The sequence below is a fragment of the Staphylococcus sp. McC-251-APC-3A2 genome (assembly GCF_009695665.1).
GTDB lineage: Bacteria > Bacillota > Bacilli > Staphylococcales > Staphylococcaceae > Staphylococcus > Staphylococcus cohnii.
In genome coordinates, this window is record NZ_VUNO01000002.1 from 439,742 (window position 1) to 464,085 (window position 24,344).

Here is a 24,344-nt window from a genome sequence, read left to right on the forward strand (position 1 = left end):
TGAGCTTAATTATATATTATACTTCATTTATATTGAACGAACCACAAATAATTGTTGATTGTGCATGAATGATGACTCAACTTAATATATAGAAAGTAGCGCTTTGGTATAATGGTGGCGTTCTTCAGAAAATAAATACGCAATCGGAAAATCATCGACAATTTCTCCATCTTTCATAACAACAATTCGCTCAACAAATTGATTTAAAAAAGCAATATCATGAGAAATCATAATGATTCCTTTGTTTGTTTGATCATGGTAGTCTTTCAAAACTTTTATCATTCTTTGTTCAGCTATCACATCTAAACTAGCAGTTATTTCATCGCAGATTAACATATCCGGTGCTAGCATTAATGTACGTATTGTGTTAAATCGTTGTAACTGTCCACCACTTAACTCGTCTGGAAACTTTTGTAATAATGATTCTTCTAAATGCATATATGACATTAAATATTTAAGACTTGCGCGAATATCTGCTGTTGATTGTGAACCTTTATAATATCGTATTGGTTCTTCTAGTGCGGTTTGTATTTTGAATTTGGGATTAAAACTATCGTATGCATGTTGAAATATCGGAAGCATACTTAGTCCTTGTGTTGAATATTGACCTTGATAATTGGTTAATAATCCTAACATTACATGAGCCAACGTCGTTTTACCAGAACCACTTTCACCAACAATGCCAACTTTTTCATTTGAAACTATCGTTAAATTAATATTTTTTAAAATAGGAGCATTTTTATAAGCAAAGTTTATATTTTGCAACTTAATCATTTATGTCATCCTTCCTTAACTGACTACGCGCATCAAACAATTTAAGACTGTATGGTTTTACATTTCCATCCTTAAATGCTTGAACATGATTAAAGTCTATGATTTTGCCATGTTGAATGACGCTAATCCAATCACTAAAATCAAGCACGTGAGATAAATTATGCGTAATCATCAATAAGGTCACTTTATGAACTTCTGCTAAGTGCTTGATTAAATGCATCACATTATAACCTGTGATTGCATCTAATGACGCTGTAGGTTCATCGGCAATAATAACGCTTGGATTTAACATTAAAACACTGGCGATTTGAACCCTTGCAAGCTGACCACCTGATAAATTAAATCTATAACGTGTCATCACTGCTTCTGAATCTAAATCTACCCATTTAAGTGCTTGCTTTACAAATTTATTAGCTGTAGTTTTATCTACCTTATAATGCATTTTATAAATACCAAGCAATTGCTTACCTAATTTTGTGTGATCATTAAAACTATGTGTATAATCCTGAGATATAAAACCAATTTCTTTTCCTAGTAAATTGCTTACACCATTGATTGATTGTCCTTTGTAAACTAATGAATCAAAATGTGTTGTCAACATACTAGGAACTTGTTGTACGAGTGCTTTTGCAGTTAAACTTTTGCCAGAACCACTTTCACCTACCAAAACATTCACTTTACTTTTTCGTAATGTTAAATCAAGATGGTCTACGAGTCTTTGACCATTGATATCTGTGATGGTTAAGTTTGTAATTTCTAAAAGATTATTATTAGCCATCAGCATCACGCTTTCTTTTTAAAAGTCTATCTCTCAATGCATCACCAGTTAAATTAAATAATAAAATAGTTAATGTGATTAAAAATGCGGGTACAATTAATAACAATGGGTATGAACTGATATAATCTCTACCTGCATTTAACATTGCTCCCCACTCTGGAGAAGGTGGCTGTGCACCTAAACCTAAGAATGATAACGAAGAAATATAAAGTATAATTTTCCCAAAATCTACGGTCATTAAAACAATCACAGAAGGCATCACTTGTGGGAAAAAATGTTTTAAAATAATGCGATGTTTTGGTACATTAAATAGCTTAGCCATTTGAATATATGGTTTACTTATTTCACCACTTACAATTGAACGTGTGAGTCGTGTGTAAGTCATCCATTTGATAATAGTAATTGCTATCACTAAATTCCATATACTCGGTTTAAAGAAGCTTGCCATAGCAATCATTAACACAAATTCTGGAATACTCAATCCTATGTCGATAACACGCATAATAATCGTATCAACAAGACCTTTTTTATAACCTGCTAAAAGTCCCAGTGGCACACCAATTATTACGGTAATCAACAAAGTGATTAAACTTATGATTAATGTATATCTTGCACCGACAATCACTCTTGCTAGTAAATCTCGGCCATAATCATCCGTACCTAGCCAATGTGTGCTATTAGGAAGCTCTAGTGTATGATTCAAATGTACCTCTAATGCACTATCTGTTGAAATAAAAAATTGGGCTACGATGAGTAACAATACATAAATGCCAAACACATAAAAAATAAAATTCCCTTTATTCTTATGTCTCATTCAATATCACCATCCTGGCCCTGACGTTTTAATGTATCATTTATTTTGTTAAAACGACGTTTAGGATCGATCCATAAAAGTAACAAATCACTAATCGTATTGGCCAACACCACAAAGAATCCAATCATGATAACAGCACCTTGTACTACTGGATAGTCCCTCGCTCTAATACTATCTACAAGAAAGTGACCAAGACCTGGTATACCAAATAAATTTTCAATCACTACCGTACCACCAATCAAACTACCAACAGACATACCTAATACAGTAATCACGGGGACAATAGCTGGCTTAAACAAGTCTTTCCATAAGATGTAGTGCTCTGACATTCCTCTCAGTCTAGCCGCTTCTACTTCTTTAGATTGATATAGTTCAACTAAAGTCGAACGCATTAACCTTACATAATATGCACTCATGCCAATACTTAATGCGATTACAGGCAATATATAACCGGCGATAGAATCTAAACCTGATGAAGGCAGTATATTTAGTTGTTGTGCAAATATATAAATTAATATCGTTCCTAAAAAGAAGGAAGGCACACTCACCGTAAATGAAGTCAATATTCTTATCCAAGTATCTATCCATGTATGATATCGTTTTGCTGCTAATATCCCCAAAGGAATAGCAACTAGAAATACGATAACAATCGTTAATACTGCAATGATTAACGTTGGAGGTGTGTAAAAAATCAATTCTTTAATCACAGGCTCTCCAGTTTGATAACTTGTACCGAAGTTTAACTGTATTATCTGACCTAACCATTGAAAATATTGCACTACCGGGGATTGATTGATTCCTAATCGTTCTTTCGTAGCTTCAATTTGTTCACTTGAAACATTCGCTACATCTAAGTGCAAAACTTTATCAACAGGGTCTCCAGGCGTGAGTTTCATTAATATAAAAGTGATAGTAGAAAGGACAAACAATACAATGATCATTTGTCCAATTCTAGAAAGAATATGTTTTAATATCATTCTTTTTTATCAACCTTATAGTCAATAAGATAAATACCTTCTGGTGTTGAAGTTAAATTCTCTACATCATTATTCATTCCAACGATATTATCGTTATAAGAAATATAACTGTTTGCAATGTCATCACTTGTAATATCAATGATTTGATTAGTAATGTTATTACGTTCTTCTTTGTTCAGTGTTTTATTTAACTCATCTATTAATGCTGTGACCTTATGATTATCATAGCCACCTGCATTGATTGCGCCTTTTGGTTTGTAAGCTTGGTTAAAGAAATAACCCGTATCCCCTCTAGGAATTGTACCAAAACTGTAAAGTGAGGCATCCCACTGATCTTTATCTTTTAAATAACCCTGTATGTCATCCACATTACGTAATTGGATATCAATATTAGCTTTTTTAGCATCCGACTGAATTACTTGTGCAATTTTAGGTAATTCTGGACGTCCATTATACGTAGATATCGTCAGTTTCAATGGGTGCTCTTCACTGTAACCTGCATCTTCCATTATTTTTTTAGCTTGAGCAATATCTTGTTTTTGTACATCTTTATTTTTTATAAAGTCCAGTTTTTTATTAAATGGTCCAGTTGCAGGTGTTGCATAGCCTTTTGAAACGTTATCTGCAATACGCTTACGATCAATGACTTTATCTAATGCTTCACGAACCTGCTTTGTCATTTTATCACTTGTATGATTGTATAATAATAATCCAGTTCTGAAACCAGAGACAGATGAAATTTTCGTCTTATCACTCTCTTTTAATGATTTAACTTTTTCAACAGGTACATCCGTAATAACATCTGCTTTTCCAGAATCTAAATCACTCGTGCGGGCATTGCCGTCTTCTTGATATGTAACATTGATGTGGTCTAGTTTTGGTTTGCCTTGCCAATAATCTTTATTTCGGTCCAATTGAATTTTCTGTGATTGCTTATAATCTTTAATTTGATATGGACCAGTGCCTACAGGGGTTTTATTTATATCTCCTTTAGCTTCAGTATCATAAATAGCTGAGAATGGACTAGCTAATTCTGAAATGAGTTCAGGATATGCAGTTTTAGTTGTGATTTGCAATTTTTGTCCATCCACTTTGATATCTTTGATTGGCAGTGAACCTTTGACTAAATCACTTTTTTGAATGCTTTTCTCCAAGCTGGCTTTAACTGCTTCACCTGTCACTTTTTTTCCGTTTTGGAATTTAATATTATCTTTTAATGTTAAATCTAATTGAGTCGGTGATGTTTGTTCGTAAGATTTAACTAGCAACTTTTGAACTTTACCATCTGCTGTCGCTTTAAATAATGATTCTGCAGCACCTACCTTCACAGGTACATCTGTTTCATATGGTGCGATAGATGTCGTTTTCAAAGGTAATTCTATATCTAAAGTTTTTCCTTTAGACTGGCTGCTAGAGCCACTACAACCAGCCAAAATTACTGCTGTAGAAGCTAATACTGTGATGATTTTTTTCATAAACATACCTCTTTCCAACAATTTTTATTAAATAATAATCTATCCACAAAGCACACCCTCTTTTATTATACTTAGTTTGTACATTTAATTAAACTTCATGCTTCAGAGGTTACTTATTTTTGTACACGCATACTATTTCCTGCGAATAACATAATCCATGTAGCAATTATAAACGGTAAGGTAAAGACAGGTAAGCCAAATGGTGTTAGCAATGTAATCATGCCTGCGTGTATAACTACCGTGAGTAAGACACCAAGCACAATACTCATATATCGCGGAATTCTAGTTTTAAATGCCACACCTAACGCTAAAACTGTAAGAATGACATTATAACCAAATAAACCATCATTAATCTGATCATGATTTGCACCGAGCACTGTAACAGCTGCAAAGCCAATGACGTTAGCAATCATTGCGTAGAGTCCTGCTTTTCTTGAAGCAATAAATATCCCAGTCAAAATGAAAATACCTGCTAAAACACTTTTTAATAAAAACACTTCACTAAAACCTGATAAAAAGGCACTAATAAAATCGATATGATGTCCGGAATATGTAATTTCTTTGACTGTATTAGGCAATATTTTTACATCTGCATTTACAAACTTGAATTGAAAAGACATTAATAAAACAACCCAGCTTACAAATACATATGGCATCGTTAACATAGGTACACCAAAAGGTTTGAAAAACTCTCTAAATGCAGATCCTAACGGCATCGTTATAATTATTGCAACAATGACTATCAATAAGCTATACCATTCAGGTACTAAAAATAACGTTAATGCAATTGCTGTCAATACTGGATTAAAACCTGCTAAACCACTATTAATCTCTTCGTCCGAGTAATTTGTATATTTAGCTAATAATAGTGATGTTAAACTAGCGATGAGGGCCATTAAACCGACTTTCCAACTACCTATAAATAGACCTATTAAGATAAATAAACCTGTCCATGCATTGTTCAACAATAAAACCTGTGCGATATTTTTTAATAATATTTGAATCGCATTCACAATGTCACCTGATTTCTATAAAATTTACGTTATTCATCTTATATCATACAACCTATAATTAAAAGCCTTTCAAATTTTACTAAATTCGCTATTTCCACACTTTTCCTTAATGTGTAATTCTTGTAGTTAGCCTAGCAACCCTTTATTATTAAAATGTAGACACATACACATTGGTATTGGTTTTAACAGTTTTGGAAAAGGAGTGAACAACGTGCATTTTACACAACGTGAGCAAGATAAGTTAATGTTAGTCATTGCATCCGATTTAGCACGTAGACGTCAACAAAGAGGATTAAAGTTAAACTATCCTGAAGCAGCCGCTATCATCAGTTTTGAATTGTTAGAAGGGGCGCGCGATGGGAAATCAGTAGCAGAACTTATGAGTTATGGAAAACAAATATTAAGCGCAGATGATGTCATGGAAGGTGTTGCAGATATGTTAACTGATTTAGAAATTGAAGCAACATTCCCTGATGGTACAAAATTAATTACTGTCCATCATCCGATAGTCTAAAGGAGGATACATGATGAAACCAGGTGAAATTATTGTTAAACGTACAGAAATCGATGTTAACAAAGGGCTTCATGCCACAGTCATCACTGTAAAAAACACAGGCGATCGGCCTATACAAGTTGGTTCTCACTTTCACTTTTTCGAAGTGAATCCTGCATTAGATTTTAATCGTGAACACGCTTATGGCAAACGTTTAGATATACCCGCAGGTGCTGCAGTTCGTTTTGAACCAGGTGATGAAAAAGAAATTCAATTAGTAGAATATAAAGGAAATCGTAATATTTTTGGTTTCCACGGAAAAATAAATGGTCCTATAGACGACACACGTGTATTTAAACCAGATGATTACACTAAAGAATCAGAAATTATCGATGAGTCCAATTTATCAGAAGATAATGCTAATAAAGAAAGTGGGTATAAAAGATGAGTTTCAAAATGACGCAATCTCAATACACGAGTCTTTATGGACCAACAATTGGTGATTCAGTAAGACTCGGTGATACAAACCTATTCGCTAAAGTCGAAAAAGATTTCGCTACATATGGTGACGAAGCTACTTTCGGTGGCGGTAAATCCATCCGAGACGGTATGGCTCAAAACCCTAACGTAACAAGAGACGACAAAAAAGTTGCAGATTTAGTTATTACTAATGCGCTAATCCTTGATTATGACAAAGTAATCAAAGCAGATATTGGTGTGAAAAATGGCTATATTATGAAAATTGGTAAAGCGGGTAACCCAGACATTATGGATAATGTTGATATCGTTATTGGTGCAACGACTGATGTCATTGCTGCAGAAGGTAAAATTATAACTGCTGGTGCCATTGATACACATGTCCACTTTATCAACCCAGAGCAATCACTCGTTGCATTAGAAAGTGGCACAACTACATTAATCGGTGGTGGTACTGGAGCTTCTAAAGGCTCAAAAGCAACAACTGTTACGCCTGGACCTTGGTATATTCATCGCATGTTGGAAGCAGCAGAACAAATTCCATTAAACATTGGTTTTACTGGGAAAGGACAAGCTGTTAACCACACTGCCCTCGTCGAACAAATTCATGCAGGTGTCATTGGTCTTAAAGTCCATGAAGACTGGGGTGCAACACCATCTGCTTTAGATCACGCTTTACAAGTCGCAGATGACTACGATATTCAAGTTGCCTTACACGCAGATACTTTAAACGAAGCTGGATTTATGGAAGAAACAATGGCAGCAGTTAAAGACCGTGTATTACACATGTACCATACTGAAGGTGCTGGTGGCGGGCACGCACCCGACTTAATTAAGTCAGCCTCTTACTCAAACATTTTGCCATCATCCACTAACCCTACTTTGCCATACACACACAATACAATAGATGAACATTTAGATATGGTTATGATCACACATCACCTTAACGCTTCTATCCCTGAAGATGTTGCTTTTGCTGACTCTCGTATTCGTAAAGAAACAATTGCTGCAGAAGACGTATTACAAAATTTAGGGGTATTTAGTATGGTAAGTTCCGACTCCCAAGCTATGGGTCGTGTTGGTGAGGTAATCACACGTACATGGCAAGTGGCTCATCGTATGAAAGAACAACGTGGTGCACTTGAAGGAGACGGTGAATATAACGATAATAACCGTATCAAACGTTATATTGCGAAGTACACAATTAATCCTGCAATCACACATGGTATTTCAGAATATGTTGGATCTATTGATGAAGGTAAACTTGCAGACATTGTAATGTGGGACCCAGCGTTCTTTGGCGTTAAGCCTGAGATAGTGCTTAAAGGTGGCATGATCAGTACAGCAATCAACGGCGATGCTAACGGCTCTATTCCAATTTCTGAACCACTCAAGTATCGTAATATGTATGGACAATTAGGTGGTAATATGCAAAGTACTGCTATCACTTTTGTTTCATCCACTGCTTATGAAAATGATATTGGCAGAAGTTTAGGCTTAAAACGTAAATTAAGACCAGTTAAAAATATTCGTAATTTAACTAAAGCAGATATGAAAAATAATAGCGCTACACCTAAACTAGATGTAGACCCGCAAACTTATGAAGTATTTGTCGATGGTGAGAAAATAACAAGTGAACCAGCTACTGAGTTACCACTAACGCAACGTTATTTCTTATTCTAGGAGGATAAAGTATGATCATCGAAGAAATTAAAGGTAATATTGCAAATCTTGCGCAAAATGAAAAAAACAAACATGTTGAAAAAGTTTACCTTGAAAATTCTGACTTAGTGAAACGTATTCAACGTGTTACAACAGATCATGGTAATGAAATTGGCATTCGTTTAAAACAGCCAATCGATTTACAATATGGTGATATTCTATATCAAGACGATACAAATATGATTATTGTAGACGTCAATTCAGAAGATTTATTAGTTATCAAGCCACGTACATTACAAGAAATGGGTGACATTGCTCATCAGTTGGGCAATCGACACTTGCCAGCACAATTCACAGAAACAGAGATGCTTGTACAATATGACTATCTCGTAGAAGATTTATTGAAAGACTTAGGCATACCCTACAGCCACGAAGATAGAAAAGTAAACCAAGCATTTAGACATATAGGTCATTCACATGATTGATCACGCACATTTACGCTTATTCCAATTCTGTGATTCTCAATTTCCGACTGGCGCTTTCAGTCACTCATTCGGTCTTGAAACATATATCCAAAGAGATATTGTCCATGATGAAGCATCTTTTAAACAATGGCTTGAATTATTCTTAAATGAACAACTTTCATTTGCTGACGGCTTAACGATGCGCTTAGTCTACGATGCACTAAATCATCATAACACTGAAAAAATATTGTATTTAGATCGCATACTTTTTGTACAAAACCTGCCTAAAGAAACAAGACAAGGTTCAAAACAAATGGGTAATCGCATGGTCAAACTAGCAGCAGAGCTTTACGATAGTGAATGGATAAAGTGGTATCAAACGCAAAACAAAAATAAAAAAGCAAAATTGCATCCGGCGATTTGTTTTACTATGCTTGGTCATTATTTAGGTGTCGATATTGAAATGATTATCGATTACTATTTATATCAAAATGTATCGAGTTTAACACAAAACGCAGTTCGTGCGATTCCTTTAGGACAAACTGCTGGTCAAAGAATCGTCCATGAAATGATTCCCTTTATGAAAGAAACAAGAAATCATATTATGACATTAGAAGAGTCACAATTAGGTATCACTGCACCCGGATTAGAAATCAACCAGATGGAACATGAGAACGTAAATGTAAGAATATTCATATCTTAGGAGGGCATTTTCAATGACAGAGACAGTTAAAATAGGTGTCGGTGGCCCTGTAGGTGCAGGGAAAACACAACTTATTGAAAAATTAGTGAAACAATTATCTAAAGAATTTAGCATAGGTGTCATCACCAACGATATTTATACAAAAGAAGATGAAAAGATTTTAGTTAATTCAGGCGTGTTACCTGCAGATCGCATTATCGGTGTTGAAACAGGTGGCTGCCCACATACAGCAATTCGTGAAGATGCTTCAATGAACTTTGCTGCTATCGATGAATTAAAAGAACGCAATGAAGATATCGATTTAATCTTTATCGAATCTGGTGGCGACAACCTTGCTGCGACTTTCAGTCCAGAGTTAGTCGATTTTTCTATATATATTATCGACGTTGCTCAAGGGGAAAAAATCCCTCGCAAAGGCGGACAAGGCATGATTAAATCTGATTTCTTTGTAATTAACAAGACTGATTTGGCTCCGTATGTCGGCGCTTCATTAGAACGTATGGCTGAAGATACTGAAACATTCCGAGGCAAAAGACCATTTGCATTTACTAATCTTAAAACAGATGAAGGCTTAGATAAGGTTATCGAATGGATAGATCAGGATGTCTTTCTTAAAGGTTTAGCTTAATGGCAAATGCACAGCAAAAATGGACTGGCGTATTAGATTTAACTGTTTTTAATAATGGTAGAAAATCTGTTGCGCATGATATCTTTTTTGAGAAGGCATTAAAAGTCATACGCCCAGTCTACTTAAACGGCTCAGATATACCTACATTTTATATTGTAAATGTAGGTGGTGGTTATTTAGATGGTGACCTTTACAAAATGGATTTCACAGCAGAAGAAAATGCAAATGTGACTTTAACTTCACAAGGTGCGACAAAAATCTATAAAACATTAAATGATCATGTCGAACAATATCAAAGTTTTAAAATTAAAGACAATGCTTATATTGAATATGTCGGCGATCCTATTATTGCCTTTGAAAACGCTAAGTTTTTCCAACATAATACGTTTAATTTGAGTGCTAGCGGTTCACTATTCTATACAGATATACTGACACCCGGTTATTCAAAAGAAGATAAAGCCTTCACATATACGTATATGCATCTACTTAATGAAATTTATGTTGAAAATGAACTCGTAACATTTGATAATTTGTTACTTGATCCAACTAAAAATAAAGTTGATGGCCTAGGATATATGGAAGACTATACACATTTAGGTTCATGCTATTTCATACATCCTGAAGTCAATCAAACTTTTATAGATGACGTTTATGATTACATCAAGCATTATCATAAACTATATAATTGTCGTTTTGGTATTACGCAATTACCAACGCATGGTTTCAGCATTCGAATCTTATCAAATAAAACACAAATTATCGAGCGCATTTTAAATGCTGTTCAAACGTACGTTGCACAGCATATCTTTGACAGAGAAGTCAATTTCTTAAGAAAATATTAACCTTAATCATGTCGTATATTATGAAATAGTAATTCCAACCTCAAAGAGCATGAAACATACAATTTATACTCAATAAAAAGAACTTAGACAAACCCTGTGCAAATTAATGCGTAGGGTTTGTTTATTTTTATTTATATAGTTGTTTTTCAAATAGCAGTGGTCTTTCAGACCATTACCGGCACTATTTAATTTATATATATAATGTTCTTCGTATAATATTGGCAGTTATTTAGGCCGACTCCTGCGGTAAGCGCACTAGCCAAAGACTACAGGCTAAGGCAGTGCCCGCGGAAAGCGTGCACAAAAAAACTGCCAACAAAGTCGGAGACTTTGTCGACAGTCTGAAAAAACTTATAATGTTATAACAACTTTCATACCATTTACTTTAAATAATATTTAGCAACCATACGATACTAATGACTAACAATAAAATTGTCGCAATATAAATCGCTAACTTTTGACCTTTTTTTAATGATTTTTCTTCATGCGTAAATAAGCTAAATAATGACCCATCTTTCCCCATTAGCAATGCAATAGAATAAATCAGTAATATAATCGCTATAATTAATACGATTAATGCCACATAAACCATGCGATTGGCTCCTTTCGGATTTCAATAGTTATTAATTCTTATCCGTACATTTTATCTTAATATTTACGCTACAAAAATATATAGTTATTTCTAAATGATGTTTTACAAATCTTGTAATGATTTACCTTGTTTTTTTATTCTTCTCACCTTAAAAGGTGCATAAATTAATACGATTATAATAATGATGCCCATATAACCTATTACCGGATAGAAAAATGTCATTAAATCTGTAAAACCTGCAAAACTAATTGCAAAACCAATTAAAGTAAATATCGTATAAAATATTTTAAATTGTTTCGTCTCAATTTCAGTAAAACGTGTAGCTAATGAATAAAACATACCTAAACATGTATTAAAAATCATTAAATAAATAACAATTGACATAAACACGCCTAAAATAGGTGAAATATCATTGACTAGTCCCAACATTGGTAACGGTAAGTGGCCAACTGTTTCAATCTTAGAAAAAATTGCCAAATGGCTAATCATAATCATTAACCCTAAGACAATACCACCGGCTAAACCACCCCATGCAGCAACTTTACTATTTTTCTCATTACCTCCCATAACAATTGACATTGATGCACCTAATCCTACATTGAGCGAAACATAATTCACACCTGCGATAAACCAATGAGGAACAGCAGATGTATGACTTTTAGCCAATGTATCTAATTCGCTAAACGAACCTGACATCGTAAACAAACAATATATAGCAACAATAACAATACAGATAATCAATAAAGGTGTAATATTACCGATTACTTTAACAACATTATCCACACGTAACATACCAAATACGAGTACTAATATAACCATAAGTGCAGTACCGTACACAGCAGGTATGCCAAATTGTTGTTCAAAATTTGAACCTCCACCTGCAAGCATAACGACACCAAATCCAAATAATGCAATAATGAGCACAATGTCTACTAACCAAGCAATGACTTTGCCAAACATTGTACCACCAGTCAATTTATGTATCACGTCGTTATGCCCTTCAGCTTTAAATATACTGCCTAACCATACTAGCATCATACCTACATAAGCAAATAACACGGTAGAAACAATACCCGCGAGTATGCCCACCGTTCCAAAGCTAGTAAAATACTGTAGTATTTCTTGCCCTGAAGCAAAACCTGCACCCACGATAATACCGATGAATGCACTACCTATTAAAAATATCCTTTTCATATAAATCCCCTTCGCTAAAGTTACATTGAATTTCATTTATAAGCATTCGCAAACGCCTATAATATCACTTCACTCGCATGCATCTTTGATATTGGCAAAGGATGCGCAAGTTTCAAATATGTTTGTGAATTTAACATACTATTTTCACAGGACCCTAATCCTGTACCCTTTTATCCTTACCATCCAAACCTTAGTACGATACTGAAATTTGTTTGAATTCAAAATTTCTGTACCTTTTATTTTAAATTTATAAATAAAGATATAAACTCAAAACATTCGAAATGCAAGCGTTTACATTTTTATGATAACTTATTTGAATTTGTTTATCAATTCCACATTTTCAATAAGTAATATTGAATTATGTACAGATTCAATCAAATTACTAACTTAAAATGTTTAATGTTGTTACAATAATATAGGCTACTATTAAATTTATACTTTAGGAGTGATTTTGTGGCAGAGGAATACATTTATAAAAACACCGTGCAACCATCTTGGATAGATAACAATAACCATATGCATGATGCACAATATTATTCCATTTTCAGTGATGTCGTCGTTGGATTTTTCGAATCAGTCGACTTATATGTTTCTTATCGACAAACACATGAAATTACTATTTTTAGTTTGGAAGCGCATATTTCCTTTTTAAAAGAACTCGTATTAGAAGATGACTTTTATGTTAAAGTACATATTTATGATTATGATGCGAAAAGAGTACATTTATTCCTGACAATGTACAACAATAATGATGAGCGTATTGCTACATATGAAGTGATCATGATAGGCGTTAGTAAAGTTACACGTCGTAGCATGGCATTCCCACAGCCTATTCTAGAGAAAATACAAGCAGCTTTTAATATGCAAAAGCCATTTAACGCGCCATCACAACTAGGTCATGTTATTGGCATACCTAGAAAATAGAAAAAAAATAAAAGTAGAACGGAAATCCAACTTTCATTTCTGTTCTACTTTCATTATTTTAACTAACCCTTTTTGCTATTTTGCTGTAAACATGTAGTAAAGACTTTCCTTTGTAAATAATAAATGGTTTTCATACACATCGTCATGTTTATAATTCAAATCAATTAAATAACCAATATTTAAATTGATCGTTTGAGCAATTAAACTACGTACAAAAAACTCCGCTTCAACATGCCGCATTTCATTGCAACTTATCATCTTATTGATCATTAGTTTCAAATGAGAGACTAAACGCTTATTAAATACTTCTAATAACACCGACTGAAATGTTTTACTTGTCATCGCTTCATTAAAGAATACTTTTAACAGCATTCTATTTTCATAAATAAATTTAGAACGATTGTCTACAAATGTATTTATAAATGATTCCAAGTTGCTTGCGCGATTCAATTCACTTAAGAACTCCTCTGCTACAGTAGGCGCTATGTTATCTTTTATAATTGGCACCAGGCCTGCATAGAGTAATGATTCTTTATTTTTAAACTGTTTATATACTGTACCTTCAGCAACACCTGCCCGCTTAGCAATATCACTTGTACTTGTTTGTTTATAACCTTTTTCACTAAAAAGTATAAGGGCACTTTCAATCACTAAACGTTGCTTTTCAGTTAAATGCTCTAATTTAGGTACAATTTCTTCCACGATATCTTTAATATTCCGATTCATGTATGATACCACCTATATTTAAACTTTTCTATAACGCTTCATTCCTAAAATATTCAATATTAGTAATACTACAAAAATACCAAATAATACACCCAAGTTGATATAAATATCCTGCACACCAAATCCTTTTATCATTACATCTTGCATAGCTTGTCCGGTATAAAATAATGGCATCAAATGTGCAAAGTATTGTAAGCCTATATTCATCGATGATATTGGTATTAAACCTGCAAATAATACTTGCGGTACGATTACAAGTGGTATAAATTGAATCATTTGAAATTCTGAAGATGCAAAAGTAGACAACAGTATGCCAAACGTTAAAGCTACGAGTGCTGTTAATACTGTTGTAGCTAGAACTAACCAAATCGACCCCTCAACAGCTATATTTAATACATATATGGCATAAATAACTACTACAAACGTTTGAATAACACTAAAAATACCATATCCCATAATATAGCCATAAATAATATGGCTTCGCTTAATAGGAGAAGATAATAATCGTTCTAGCGTTCCTGAGGTTCTCTCTTTTAATAAACCGATGCCAGAAATTAAAAATGTGAAGAAGAAGACGAAAAATCCTATTAAAATTGGATTAATCGTATCAAAATATGTAGCATCTTTATCCCCATATAAATAATGTGTATTAATTTTTATCGGTTCACGATTCTCGGTCATACTTTGACCTGTATTAGCATTGTCAGGTATTTGCGATTGAACTTGCTCTAATGCTTTTTTTAATGATTTCGTATTTTCTTTCATTTGACTCATATTATGATTGGTTAACCACTTTTGGTTTGTAGAAGCCATAACTCCCTTATCTGTTGGATTATCATTAGCAAAAGTGACTTCTAACTCATGATTTTGCATGTGTATAAACCCAGTCAATTTATCTTCTTTTATCTTGTCATCTATATTGTTATGATTTTTAAAATTTTCAATCGTGATGTCTTGTGATTGTAATTCTTGTTTCAGTGATTCAGGAATATCTTGAACACCTACCTTCACACCATTTGAGTTGTCTGAAACTGTAAATATATAATACAGTAGCGTTAATATTAACAACGGTGCTACTAGCAATAACATCAACGTACGTATGTCTCTGATTGTTTGTTTGAAAATTCGTTTAGTAATATAAAATGCATTCATATTTAGTCCTCCATTTTCAAAAACACTTCTTCAATTGATTCAGCTTGATACTGGGTTTTAATATCTTGCGGTGAGCCCATTGCAATAATTTCACCATGGTTCATAAGTAATAGTCTGTCACAGCGTGTAGCTTCATCTAACACATGTGTTGTGACAAGAATACTTTTTCCTTCTGATTTTGCCGCATCCAAATCTTTCCATACCGCTTGTCTAAGTTTAGGATCAATACCAACCGTAGGTTCATCTAGTATTAATATTTTAGGATCTTGTAAAAAACTAATAGCCAATGACAACCTGCGTTTCATGCCTCCAGAATATGTCGATACCTTTTTATCTAATGCCTCTTGAAGTTTCACCATATTACTACATATTTCCACACGTTTCTTGATGTCTTTTCTTTTTTTTATGTATATACTGCCAAAAAATTCTAAGTTTTCTCTCCCCGTCAAGTCAGTATAAAGTGCATCACTTTGAGCCATATATCCAATATCACCTAAAATTTTTCTATTGGGCATTTCAACGTCATCTATCGTTACCCAACCTACATCAATACGCTCCATACCTAACATACATTGAATTAATGTTGTTTTACCAGTTCCAGATGGACCAATTAAACCGACGATTTCACCTTTTTCAAAAGCAACATTTATATCTTTTAATACTTGTTTATCACCAAAAGATTTACTTAAATTATTCACTTCAATCATCTTTACACCTCACCTCACTAATAGTGAGTGAATACTCACTTTATTGTTATATTACACTTTGATATACTAAATGTAAAATCATATTATTTTTATAGCTTTTTGACATTTTGCTATTTAACTGTTAATTCCAAGTAGAACGGTCATTCTATTTAGAAAATGTGAGACGATTGTCACAAAAGCGACAAGATATATTATCAACTGCTGAACGATTATTTTATGAATATGGGTTTCGTGGTATATCTGGTGCAATTATTGACAAACGGGGGCTTCGTTATGCATTTAATTTAGGTGTTATTGCACTTGCCCTCGCAACAATTGCCCTTGCTTTCACGCCAAAAATTTGGATCATACCATTTATATCAGCTTCATTATTTGGCTTAAGTTATATATTCTTAACTGGTGTGCTTTTAGTTTGGGGAATTAAAATATTTGTTAAAAATGCCTCTTTAGGCATCGGCATTCCCTTTTTAATGTTAGCTATTGGACAAGTTATTGGCTCTTCATTAGCAGGTTTATTCATTGATATGTTCAATTTTATGTATACATTCATTATTTACGGTTTAATTGGTTTCACCCCCCTATTCATTTATCCTAAAGTCGAAGTTCTAGAAAGCAAACTACCGGATGGAGATTACAGTCAACTTCAACAACAAAACGCTGAAATTTTAACTCATGAAAGTATGAATGACACACACGATCAATATACACATCATCAACATTACTAATATATGGATGAAATTGCCTAGGAAATAATGATTGTAAACAAGAAAAAAAGACTTTGTTTATAAACTTCCCCACTAATTTTGTTATTTGTTAACACTAGTGGGCATACATTATTGCTATAACTGTAAACTTAATTCTTACTTTTTTAGTAAGAATACTTGAAAATAAAAAATTGCTCTTGTATAGTGTTAATTATCAGAAAATTCAAATATATATAGGAGGGACAATGTATGTCTCAAAATAATTGGCATTTAGATACTTTATCAATCCATGCCGGTCAAGTAGTAGATGAATTCTCAAAATCACGAGCAGTACCAATTTATCAGACCTCAAGTTACGTATTCGATGATACTGAACATGCAAGAAAACTTTTTTCTTTAGAGGAACCTGGAAACATATATACCAGAATTATGAATCCTACGCAAAATGTTTTTGAAGAACGCCTTGCTGCGCTTGAAGGTGGTGTGGGTGCCTTAGCCACATCTTCTGGACAAGCTGCGATTCACTTAGCTTTGTTAAATATTGTTGAAAGTGGCGATGAGATAGTAGCATCTTCAAACCTTTATGGTGGTACCTATAACTTATTTAATGTCACTTTCAAAAAACTAGGTATTAAAGTACACTTTGTTGATCCAAGTGATCCCGAAAATTTCAAAGCAGCCTTAACTGATAAAACCAAAGCAGTTTATGCCGAAACGATTGGTAACCCAAAAATAGATGTCTTGGATATTGAAAAGGTTGCTCATATTGCGCATGAACATGAGATACCTTTAATTGTTGATAATACTTTCCCAACTCCTTATTTATTGCGTCCATTTGAATATGGTGCTGATATTGTAATACACTCAGCTACAAAATTTATAGGCGGACATGGTACTTCCATCGGTGGTATCATTGTCGATAGTGGTAAATTTAATTGGAATAATGGAAAGTTCCCTGGTTTAGTCGAACCAGATCCAAGTTATCATGGCGTTTCATACGCAAATGATGTAGGTGAAGCTGCTTTTATTACAAAAGCACGCGTGCAATTATTACGCGATCTTGGTTCTGCTGTGTCACCATTTAATGTACATGAATTTTTAATTGGTTTAGAAACATTACATCTTCGTTTAGAACGTCATTCAGAAAATGCACTTAAAGTTGCCCAATATCTAGAGAAACATCCTAAAATTTCCTGGGTGAATTATCCCGGCTTAGAAAGTAATGCATATCATGATCTAGCCGAAAAATATTTACCTAATGGCCAAGGTGCAATTTTAACTTTTGGTGTAGATGGTTCAGTTGAAGATATTGCAAAATTTGTTGAATCTTTAAATTTATTCTCACATTTAGCAAACGTAGGCGATTCAAAATCGTTAGTTATTCATCCTGCTAGTACGACTCATTTACAACTGTCACCTGAAGAACAAAAAGCATCTGGAGTTTTACCAGAGTTAGTAAGATTATCGATTGGTACTGAAAACATTGAAGATATCATTACAGATCTTGATCAGGGATTACAAGTATTATAAAAATAAATACATTGCTTTTAGTGCAGAAAACAGAAATCTAAATCATTTAAAACGATTATGTCGACTCCGTTAATAAGGTAGATTAGTGAATATTCATTTGAACTAAAGCTTATGCAAAGTCCCATTAACTCAAATAACATGAGCAGTGGGGCTTTAATTGCCAATTAAATGTTTAAAGAAGTTGAGACAGTTGGTTTTCTTCAACAGCATAATGTCTATTTGTATGAGCATACAAATTCAATATGTTTTTATGTACATACTTCACTTACTTCACTCCTATAAATCTTTGTACTTCAATTTGCTAAACATCCATCTTTCAGACACCTCGCAAGGGTAACCTCAGACAACCCGAAGACTAACTTTAGCTATACACATTGTTTTAACTTCTGTAAATTTAATAAATTCTCTTTGAAATTACATATTAATATTGGGATAATAATGATAATTATTTATCAAGTCGGAGGTACGCTTTTGGATAACTACAAAGATAAAGTAACGATGAATGTGATACTGCTTGCTGGTAAAATTTTATTATCATCTGGCGCAGAAGTTTCTCGTGTTGAAGATACAATGAGACGAATAGCCATTTGTATGGGCTATTATAATAGTCAGGGGTATGTCATTAATGTATTTATCAATTTTTCATTGAGTGAAGAGCATGATACTCGAATTTTGCGCATTGATAAAAACAGTACAAATTTACTTAAAATATTTCAAGTAAACAACATTTCACGTAAACTCACAGGAAATCAGCTTTCTATAGAAGAAGCTTTTGAAGCGTTGAAAAATATTGATAGATCCAATTTAAGTATTCCATTATGGAAAAAAGTAATTGCTGCAGGTATTATTTCGTTAAGTTTTTTATACTTACAAGGCGGTACTTGGTCTGATGCAATTACTACGATTATTGCTGGTGCCATAGGGTTTTTAATCGTTGAGTATATGCAAAGTAAATCACTAACTATGTTTATACCTGAGTTTGTAGGTTCATTTATTTTAGGTGCTATCGTTATATTTGGATCAGAATTGTTTCAAGTCAATAAATCTTTTGGGCCAGCTATGATTGCATCCGTTATGCCAATTGTACCTGGTGTACTGATAACGACTGCGATACAAGACTTGTTTAGTAGGCATATGTTAATGTTCACAGCAAAATTTTTAGAAGCACTCGTTATTGCCTTTGCAATTGGTTCAGGTATTGCGATTGCTTACTTAATTTTTTAGGAGGTCACATGATGACAATTTTATTTACTTTTTTATGTAGCTTTAGCGCATCATACTTTTTTAATGTGATATACGATGCCCCTAAAAAATTATTTTTTCCAGCTGGATTTGCAGGTTCAATGGGCTATTTTGTCAGCTACATTTTAGAACAATCCTTTGAAATGGATAGTATATATTCCAGTTTGCTTGGCAGCTTAACTTTAGGTTTACTTGCACATATCATGAGTCGTATTTTCAAAGCGCCCGTTGTACTTTTTATGATTCCTGGCATCATTCCACTTGTCCCAGGGAGTATCGCTTTTAGAGCGACACAGCAATTGGTTACTTTAAATTTCACAGATGCTACCAATACCTTTATACGAGCGATTTTAATTGCAGGTTCTATTGCATTAGGGCTATTGCTTTCTGATCAATTATCTAAAACATTAAACATACGAAAATATATTTTAATTAAGCGCAACAGACTATAAATCCACTTCATCATTTTAGTCACCAAAAAATAGCGAGCATCTGAAACTTCCATTAAATCACTTCAGGTACTCGCTATTTTTATAAATCAGCAAACTTTTTTATTGTTCATTTACATAATAAAGACCAGTTAGCACATTTGATGCCAAATCACTTACTTTAATATGAAATGGTTTATTTTGGATTAAATGATGCCTTTGTGCATATGCTTCAATGTTTTCTTTATACGGTAATGCACTTTGTGTAACACCACCACCAAGAATAATATGATATACATTAAATATATTAAATAAATTCGTACACAGTTGTTGTGTTAGTAACACTACTTCATCCATCATATTATTGATATTTTCATTTTCTTTATTCATATAGATGTCGATTGCTTCTCTAGTACTTACTGTTCTTTGTAAAATATCGCTCGCTTTACGACTGATTGCTAAGCCTGACAGTTCATTTTCAACACATCCAAACTGATGGCACACTGGACATTGATAATCGCTATTATTTTTAATAATAGTATGACCAATTTCTCCAAAATTACCATCGACGCCTGTAACGAGTTGACCATTTCTTATATATGCCATGCCTATACCTGTGCTAATTGTTAAGTATATGACATCTTCTGCATCTGTTTTTAAATATTGATATTCCGCTAATATTGCTGCATCAGTATCATTTACGAAACGTGGTTGAAATGCACTATGCTGCTTTATGTAATCACCAGCGTTAAAACCAATATATTTTTGTAGATTAGGTGGATTCAAAAACAGTCCTTCTGTATAATCACAAGGTCCTGGCATCGCAATGTTTAACGTGCTTTGTGCTATATCATTATATTTTTTGCTAAATTCATTCGCTATATTAATAATTCTTGTAAATTCTACCTCTGGATGATTGACATCTGTCTCGAATTTTTGACTATCTATCACTGATAAATCTTGGTCTATAAGCCCTACAATGGTTTTCGTACCACCTATATCTGCACATATTTTCAACATATCCATACACTCCATCACTCATATTATTGCTTCGATTATAGATAAAAGAGGTGTAGATTAAATTAATTTGCTTTGGCACAAATCAATTCATCTCACCTCTTAAACATTATACATAACTTATGATTATTGTCATATTACCATTAAATGCTATGTCATGATCTTCTGTCGTTAATATAAAATGTGTTCCTTTTTGTAGTTTATACACTTCATCATTCGTTTCTACATTACCATTACCTTCAACAATGGATACAAGACAATACGTGCTTGATTTTTCATAATTTAACACACCATCGATCATCCAACGTTCAACCGTAAAGAAATCATTTGAAACAAATTGCGTATATGTTTGACCTTGTACTATTTCTTGTTTGGGTGTTGTATTAGGTGAAGTAGCAGCAAGGTTGATCACTGCTTTACTTTGTTCTAAGTGTAACTCACGTTGGTTCCCATTGTTGTCTGTACGCTCATAATCATAAATTCTGTATGTTGTATCAGAAGATTGTTGTGTTTCTAGTATTAAAATACCTTCACCGATAGCATGTACTGTACCTGCAGGCACATAGAAAAAATCTCCGGCTTTCACTTTAACTTTATGAAATAACTCATCAAATTGTTGTTGGTCTATCATATCATTTAGTTCAGTTTGATTTTTAGCGTTAACACCGTAAATAATTTCAGCATCTTCTTGTGCGTCTAATATATACCAACACTCTGTTTTACCGTATTCACCTTCATATTTTTGGGCATAGGTATTATCTGGATGAACTTGTACTGATAATTTATCATTTGCATCTAAAATTTTAGTTAACAATGGAAATTTAGCATTCCCTGTGACACCAAAAAGTGCTTTATCCTCATTCCACACTTCTTCTAACGTCTTACCTTGATGCCTTCCATTTTCTATTATATTTGTACCATTTGGATGCGCCGAAATTGCCCAACATTCTCCTGTATACGCACTTGGAATATGATAATTAAATCTTTTTAGAGCTGTCCCACCCCATATACGTTCTTGAAATACAGGTTTTAAAAATAATGGCATTGTATGATACCTCCACTTAAATATCTTTTAATATATTATAAATCTGTTTACTATTTGTTGCATTTATTAAATTTTGTCTGGTCTCATCATCCATCAAAGTTCTTGATAATCTTTGTAATAATTTAAGATGTGTGTCACTGCTATCACTTGGTACAGTAATTAAAAATATCAATTGAGGTAATGTTCCATCTAAACTATCCCATTTCACGCCTTGCTTATTATTCATAACTGCAACAATTGGTGTTTTAACCGCATCTGATTTTGCATGAGGGATGGCTACGTTCATTCCAATAGCTGTTGTTGATTCCATCTCTCTTTTTAAGACATCAGATTTTAATTGTGATTGGTCTGTAATATAACCTTGTTCATTTAAATTTTCTATTAATTGATCTATCGCTTCATCCCTGGATAAAGTTTGTTCTGAAATATGAATGACTTTTTCACTAAATACACTTTGTTCTTCTAATGCTTGATTATCCGTCTTAGATGCACTATTTTTTGCTGTTTCATCTTCATTTTCTGATTGATCCATGCCAATTTCAATATTGTTCGTATCAACTGCAAGTGATGGTGTTTGTCTTCTTAAGATTAAAACAACACTCATTGTAACGATACTACCAATGATTACTGCTATAAAGAACCACAATATTTGATCAATACCGCCCAGCACTGCAACAATTGGACCACCGTGCGCAACTCTGTCACCTACACCGCCAATTGCAGCAATTACAGCAGCTACCATCGCACCAATCATATTAGATGGTATAATTCTTAACGGATCTTGTGCGGCAAATGGTATAGCACCTTCCGTAATACCGAACAATCCCATGGTAAATGATGCTTTACCCATTTCAATTTCACCTTTATTAAACTTACGCTTATTAATAAATGTAGCCAATCCTAAACCAATAGGGGGTGTACATACCGCAACTGCAACCATTCCCATAACAGCATAGTTACCTTCTGCGATTAATGCTGAACCAAATAAAAATGCTACTTTATTTACTGGGCCACCCATATCAAAAGCAATCATTGCACCAACAATTAATGCTAAAATAACAATATTTGTCCCTTGCATACTCTTTAACCAAGTTGTTAAACCTTCGAAAATGCTCGCAATTGGTGCGCCAATCAAGAATATAAAAATTAATCCTACAATCAATGAAGAGATGATTGGAATAATAATAATTGGCATAATAGGTGCCATCGCTTTAGGTACCTTAACATTCTTTATCCATTTTGCAATATAGCCTGCAATAAATCCTGCAACAATACCACCTAAAAAGCCAGCGCCTGCATCACTGCCATAAAAGCTACCGTCTGCTGCGATTGCACCACCGATCATACCAGGTACTAAACCAGGTTTGTCTGCAATGCTAACTGCGATATAGCCAGCTAATATTGGAACCATAAAACTAAATGCTAGAGAACCAATATTTTCAATAGATTTCCAAAAAGAATCATCTGGTATAACTAAACCTTTTGATGAAGCTTCACCACCTAAAGTTAAGGCAATGGCCATCAATAAACCACCAACTACAATGAAAGGTACCATAAATGATACACCATTCATTAAATGTTGATAGACCATTTGCATCCCGCTTTTTTGCTCTTGTTCATCATCTTTTTGATTCGTATCCCCGTTACGATCATGATGAATATGTCCATCTTTATCAATAATACGTTGAATTAATTCTTTCGGTTTATGAATACCTTCACGAACGCTTTCATTTATGATTAATTTCCCATCAAAACGTGACAAATCTACTTGTCTATCTGCTGCAATGATAATGCCATCCGCTTCCCTAATTTCTTTTGATGTTAAAACATTTTCTGCTCCAACGCCACCTTGAGTTTCTACTTTTATATCTACGGCCATTTCTTGAGCTGCTTGTTCTAACTTTTCTTGTGCCATATAAGTATGCGCTATACCATTTGGGCACGATGTAATCGCTAATATTTTCATCATTTCATCCTCCTCAT

26 protein-coding genes are annotated in these 24,344 nt (G+C 33.7%); 12 read left to right on the top strand and 14 right to left on the bottom strand.

The genetic code is table 11. The features are described 5' to 3' along the window. Nucleotides 1-81: 81 nt before the first annotated feature. From FYJ81_RS06965 to yut, 6 genes are all read right to left on the bottom strand, one after another. The gene (locus FYJ81_RS06965; RefSeq protein WP_119517592.1) at nt 82-774 is read right to left on the bottom strand and encodes an ABC transporter ATP-binding protein; all 693 of its coding nucleotides are present in this window, start codon (nt 772-774) and stop codon (nt 82-84) included. Then, a complete protein-coding gene (locus tag FYJ81_RS06970; protein ID WP_119517593.1) occupies nt 767-1,552 on the bottom strand; it encodes an ATP-binding cassette domain-containing protein in 786 nt (261 codons plus the stop codon). Before FYJ81_RS06970 ends, FYJ81_RS06965 begins: the two co-directional genes overlap by 8 nt. Next, nucleotides 1,545-2,366: a nickel transporter permease gene (gene nikC, locus FYJ81_RS06975; protein WP_119517594.1), complete on the bottom strand. Its 822-nt coding sequence runs from the start codon at nt 2,364-2,366 to the stop codon at nt 1,545-1,547. Before nikC ends, FYJ81_RS06970 begins: the two co-directional genes overlap by 8 nt. After that, nucleotides 2,363-3,343, bottom strand: a complete 981-nt coding sequence (gene nikB / locus FYJ81_RS06980; RefSeq protein WP_119517595.1) for a nickel ABC transporter permease — start codon at nt 3,341-3,343, stop codon at nt 2,363-2,365. Before nikB ends, nikC begins: the two co-directional genes overlap by 4 nt. Then, on the bottom strand, nt 3,340-4,818 hold the full coding sequence (nikA, locus tag FYJ81_RS06985) for a nickel ABC transporter substrate-binding protein (protein ID WP_119517596.1): 1,479 nt from the start codon (nt 4,816-4,818) through the stop codon (nt 3,340-3,342). The genes nikB and nikA overlap by 4 nt, the downstream gene beginning before the upstream one ends. 113 nt (nt 4,819-4,931) lie before the next feature. Continuing rightward, complete coding sequence (yut, locus tag FYJ81_RS06990) at nt 4,932-5,831, bottom strand: urea transporter (protein ID WP_107383563.1); 900 nt, start codon at nt 5,829-5,831, stop codon at nt 4,932-4,934. Between the two features lie 211 nt (nt 5,832-6,042). Between yut and FYJ81_RS06995 the strand changes: the two genes are divergently transcribed. Genes FYJ81_RS06995 through FYJ81_RS07025 form a run of 7 tightly spaced genes read left to right on the top strand, consistent with a single transcriptional unit; the run spans nt 6,043 to nt 11,100 of the window. Next, nucleotides 6,043-6,345, top strand: a complete 303-nt coding sequence (locus tag FYJ81_RS06995) for an urease subunit gamma (protein ID WP_019469957.1) — start codon at nt 6,043-6,045, stop codon at nt 6,343-6,345. Nucleotides 6,346-6,358: 13 nt separating this feature from the next. Next, entirely contained in the window at nt 6,359-6,772 is a 414-nt protein-coding gene (locus FYJ81_RS07000; protein ID WP_107383562.1) for an urease subunit beta, read from the top strand. Continuing rightward, nucleotides 6,769-8,484 (top strand): urease subunit alpha, encoded by a 1,716-nt coding sequence (gene ureC / locus FYJ81_RS07005; protein ID WP_154409501.1) that lies wholly within the window; start codon nt 6,769-6,771, stop codon nt 8,482-8,484. Before FYJ81_RS07000 ends, ureC begins: the two co-directional genes overlap by 4 nt. Before the next feature lie 11 nt (nt 8,485-8,495). Continuing rightward, entirely contained in the window at nt 8,496-8,948 is a 453-nt protein-coding gene (gene ureE, locus FYJ81_RS07010; RefSeq protein ID WP_107385732.1) for an urease accessory protein UreE, read from the top strand. Beyond that, nucleotides 8,941-9,630, top strand: a complete 690-nt coding sequence (locus tag FYJ81_RS07015; protein ID WP_107383559.1) for an urease accessory protein UreF — start codon at nt 8,941-8,943, stop codon at nt 9,628-9,630. The genes ureE and FYJ81_RS07015 overlap by 8 nt, the downstream gene beginning before the upstream one ends. 13 nt (nt 9,631-9,643) lie before the next feature. Next, a complete protein-coding gene (gene ureG / locus FYJ81_RS07020; protein ID WP_107385730.1) occupies nt 9,644-10,258 on the top strand; it encodes an urease accessory protein UreG in 615 nt (204 codons plus the stop codon). Further along, nucleotides 10,258-11,100 carry an urease accessory protein UreD gene (locus FYJ81_RS07025; protein WP_154409502.1) on the top strand — a complete coding sequence of 281 codons (843 nt, stop codon included), beginning with the start codon at nt 10,258-10,260 and terminating at the stop codon, nt 11,098-11,100. Before ureG ends, FYJ81_RS07025 begins: the two co-directional genes overlap by 1 nt. 385 nt (nt 11,101-11,485) lie before the next feature. Here the strand turns inward: FYJ81_RS07025 and FYJ81_RS07030 are convergent, their stop codons facing one another. Together FYJ81_RS07030 and FYJ81_RS07035 are read right to left on the bottom strand one after the other, a co-directional pair. Then, nucleotides 11,486-11,692, bottom strand: a complete 207-nt coding sequence (locus FYJ81_RS07030; protein WP_019469950.1) for a hypothetical protein — start codon at nt 11,690-11,692, stop codon at nt 11,486-11,488. A 102-nt stretch (nt 11,693-11,794) separates the two neighbouring features. Beyond that, nucleotides 11,795-12,886 carry a YkvI family membrane protein gene (locus FYJ81_RS07035; RefSeq protein WP_019469949.1) on the bottom strand — a complete coding sequence of 364 codons (1,092 nt, stop codon included), beginning with the start codon at nt 12,884-12,886 and terminating at the stop codon, nt 11,795-11,797. Nucleotides 12,887-13,339: 453 nt separating this feature from the next. Between FYJ81_RS07035 and FYJ81_RS07040 the strand changes: the two genes are divergently transcribed. Next, a complete protein-coding gene (locus FYJ81_RS07040) occupies nt 13,340-13,810 on the top strand; it encodes a thioesterase family protein (RefSeq protein ID WP_107383555.1) in 471 nt (156 codons plus the stop codon). A gap of 75 nt (nt 13,811-13,885) precedes the next feature. Here the strand turns inward: FYJ81_RS07040 and FYJ81_RS07045 are convergent, their stop codons facing one another. Genes FYJ81_RS07045 through FYJ81_RS07055 form a run of 3 tightly spaced genes read right to left on the bottom strand, consistent with a single transcriptional unit; the run spans nt 13,886 to nt 16,395 of the window. Continuing rightward, nucleotides 13,886-14,536, bottom strand: a complete 651-nt coding sequence (locus FYJ81_RS07045) for a TetR/AcrR family transcriptional regulator (protein WP_119517838.1) — start codon at nt 14,534-14,536, stop codon at nt 13,886-13,888. A gap of 18 nt (nt 14,537-14,554) precedes the next feature. Further along, nucleotides 14,555-15,688 (bottom strand): ABC transporter permease, encoded by a 1,134-nt coding sequence (locus tag FYJ81_RS07050; protein ID WP_119517837.1) that lies wholly within the window; start codon nt 15,686-15,688, stop codon nt 14,555-14,557. Nucleotides 15,689-15,690: 2 nt separating this feature from the next. Beyond that, entirely contained in the window at nt 15,691-16,395 is a 705-nt protein-coding gene (locus FYJ81_RS07055) for an ABC transporter ATP-binding protein (protein ID WP_107385725.1), read from the bottom strand. 167 nt (nt 16,396-16,562) lie between these two features. On the opposite strand from FYJ81_RS07055, the gene FYJ81_RS07060 reads away from it, so the two are divergent. The 4 genes from FYJ81_RS07060 to FYJ81_RS07075 all read left to right on the top strand — a co-directional run bounded on the left by FYJ81_RS07060 (nt 16,563) and on the right by FYJ81_RS07075 (nt 20,323). Next, nucleotides 16,563-17,120 (top strand): hypothetical protein, encoded by a 558-nt coding sequence (locus tag FYJ81_RS07060; RefSeq protein ID WP_226956044.1) that lies wholly within the window; start codon nt 16,563-16,565, stop codon nt 17,118-17,120. Between the two features lie 228 nt (nt 17,121-17,348). Continuing rightward, nucleotides 17,349-18,629, top strand: coding sequence for a homocysteine synthase (locus FYJ81_RS07065; protein ID WP_119517836.1), 1,281 nt, complete (start codon nt 17,349-17,351; stop codon nt 18,627-18,629). Nucleotides 18,630-19,100: 471 nt separating this feature from the next. Continuing rightward, a complete protein-coding gene (locus FYJ81_RS07070; RefSeq protein WP_107383552.1) occupies nt 19,101-19,853 on the top strand; it encodes a threonine/serine exporter family protein in 753 nt (250 codons plus the stop codon). Between the two features lie 11 nt (nt 19,854-19,864). Next, nucleotides 19,865-20,323, top strand: a complete 459-nt coding sequence (locus FYJ81_RS07075) for a threonine/serine exporter family protein (protein WP_046206676.1) — start codon at nt 19,865-19,867, stop codon at nt 20,321-20,323. A 99-nt stretch (nt 20,324-20,422) separates the two neighbouring features. Here the strand turns inward: FYJ81_RS07075 and FYJ81_RS07080 are convergent, their stop codons facing one another. From FYJ81_RS07080 to FYJ81_RS07090, 3 genes are all read right to left on the bottom strand, one after another. Continuing rightward, nucleotides 20,423-21,319: an ROK family protein gene (locus tag FYJ81_RS07080; protein WP_119517835.1), complete on the bottom strand. Its 897-nt coding sequence runs from the start codon at nt 21,317-21,319 to the stop codon at nt 20,423-20,425. Nucleotides 21,320-21,425: 106 nt separating this feature from the next. Next, on the bottom strand, nt 21,426-22,361 hold the full coding sequence (gene manA, locus FYJ81_RS07085; protein WP_119517834.1) for a mannose-6-phosphate isomerase, class I: 936 nt from the start codon (nt 22,359-22,361) through the stop codon (nt 21,426-21,428). Between the two features lie 16 nt (nt 22,362-22,377). Next, nucleotides 22,378-24,327, bottom strand: coding sequence for a fructose-specific PTS transporter subunit EIIC (locus tag FYJ81_RS07090; protein ID WP_119517833.1), 1,950 nt, complete (start codon nt 24,325-24,327; stop codon nt 22,378-22,380). Nucleotides 24,328-24,344: the final 17 nt, after the last annotated feature.

Coding starts and splice junctions, on each gene's coding strand:
- FYJ81_RS06965 (WP_119517592.1), bottom strand. CDS start 774: ATGATTAAGTTGCAAAATATAAACTTTGCTTATAAAAATGCTCCTATT.
- FYJ81_RS06970 (WP_119517593.1), bottom strand. CDS start 1,552: ATGGCTAATAATAATCTTTTAGAAATTACAAACTTAACCATCACAGAT.
- nikC (WP_119517594.1), bottom strand. CDS start 2,366: ATGAGACATAAGAATAAAGGGAATTTTATTTTTTATGTGTTTGGCATT.
- nikB (WP_119517595.1), bottom strand. CDS start 3,343: ATGATATTAAAACATATTCTTTCTAGAATTGGACAAATGATCATTGTA.
- nikA (WP_119517596.1), bottom strand. CDS start 4,818: ATGAAAAAAATCATCACAGTATTAGCTTCTACAGCAGTAATTTTGGCT.
- FYJ81_RS07000 (WP_107383562.1), top strand. CDS start 6,359: ATGAAACCAGGTGAAATTATTGTTAAACGTACAGAAATCGATGTTAAC.
- ureC (WP_154409501.1), top strand. CDS start 6,769: ATGAGTTTCAAAATGACGCAATCTCAATACACGAGTCTTTATGGACCA.
- ureE (WP_107385732.1), top strand. CDS start 8,496: ATGATCATCGAAGAAATTAAAGGTAATATTGCAAATCTTGCGCAAAAT.
- FYJ81_RS07015 (WP_107383559.1), top strand. CDS start 8,941: ATGATTGATCACGCACATTTACGCTTATTCCAATTCTGTGATTCTCAA.
- ureG (WP_107385730.1), top strand. CDS start 9,644: ATGACAGAGACAGTTAAAATAGGTGTCGGTGGCCCTGTAGGTGCAGGG.
- FYJ81_RS07025 (WP_154409502.1), top strand. CDS start 10,258: ATGGCAAATGCACAGCAAAAATGGACTGGCGTATTAGATTTAACTGTT.
- FYJ81_RS07030 (WP_019469950.1), bottom strand. CDS start 11,692: ATGGTTTATGTGGCATTAATCGTATTAATTATAGCGATTATATTACTG.
- FYJ81_RS07035 (WP_019469949.1), bottom strand. CDS start 12,886: ATGAAAAGGATATTTTTAATAGGTAGTGCATTCATCGGTATTATCGTG.
- FYJ81_RS07045 (WP_119517838.1), bottom strand. CDS start 14,536: ATGAATCGGAATATTAAAGATATCGTGGAAGAAATTGTACCTAAATTA.
- FYJ81_RS07050 (WP_119517837.1), bottom strand. CDS start 15,688: ATGAATGCATTTTATATTACTAAACGAATTTTCAAACAAACAATCAGA.
- FYJ81_RS07055 (WP_107385725.1), bottom strand. CDS start 16,395: ATGATTGAAGTGAATAATTTAAGTAAATCTTTTGGTGATAAACAAGTA.
- FYJ81_RS07065 (WP_119517836.1), top strand. CDS start 17,349: ATGTCTCAAAATAATTGGCATTTAGATACTTTATCAATCCATGCCGGT.
- FYJ81_RS07075 (WP_046206676.1), top strand. CDS start 19,865: ATGACAATTTTATTTACTTTTTTATGTAGCTTTAGCGCATCATACTTT.
- FYJ81_RS07080 (WP_119517835.1), bottom strand. CDS start 21,319: ATGTTGAAAATATGTGCAGATATAGGTGGTACGAAAACCATTGTAGGG.
- manA (WP_119517834.1), bottom strand. CDS start 22,361: ATGCCATTATTTTTAAAACCTGTATTTCAAGAACGTATATGGGGTGGG.
- FYJ81_RS07090 (WP_119517833.1), bottom strand. CDS start 24,327: ATGAAAATATTAGCGATTACATCGTGCCCAAATGGTATAGCGCATACT.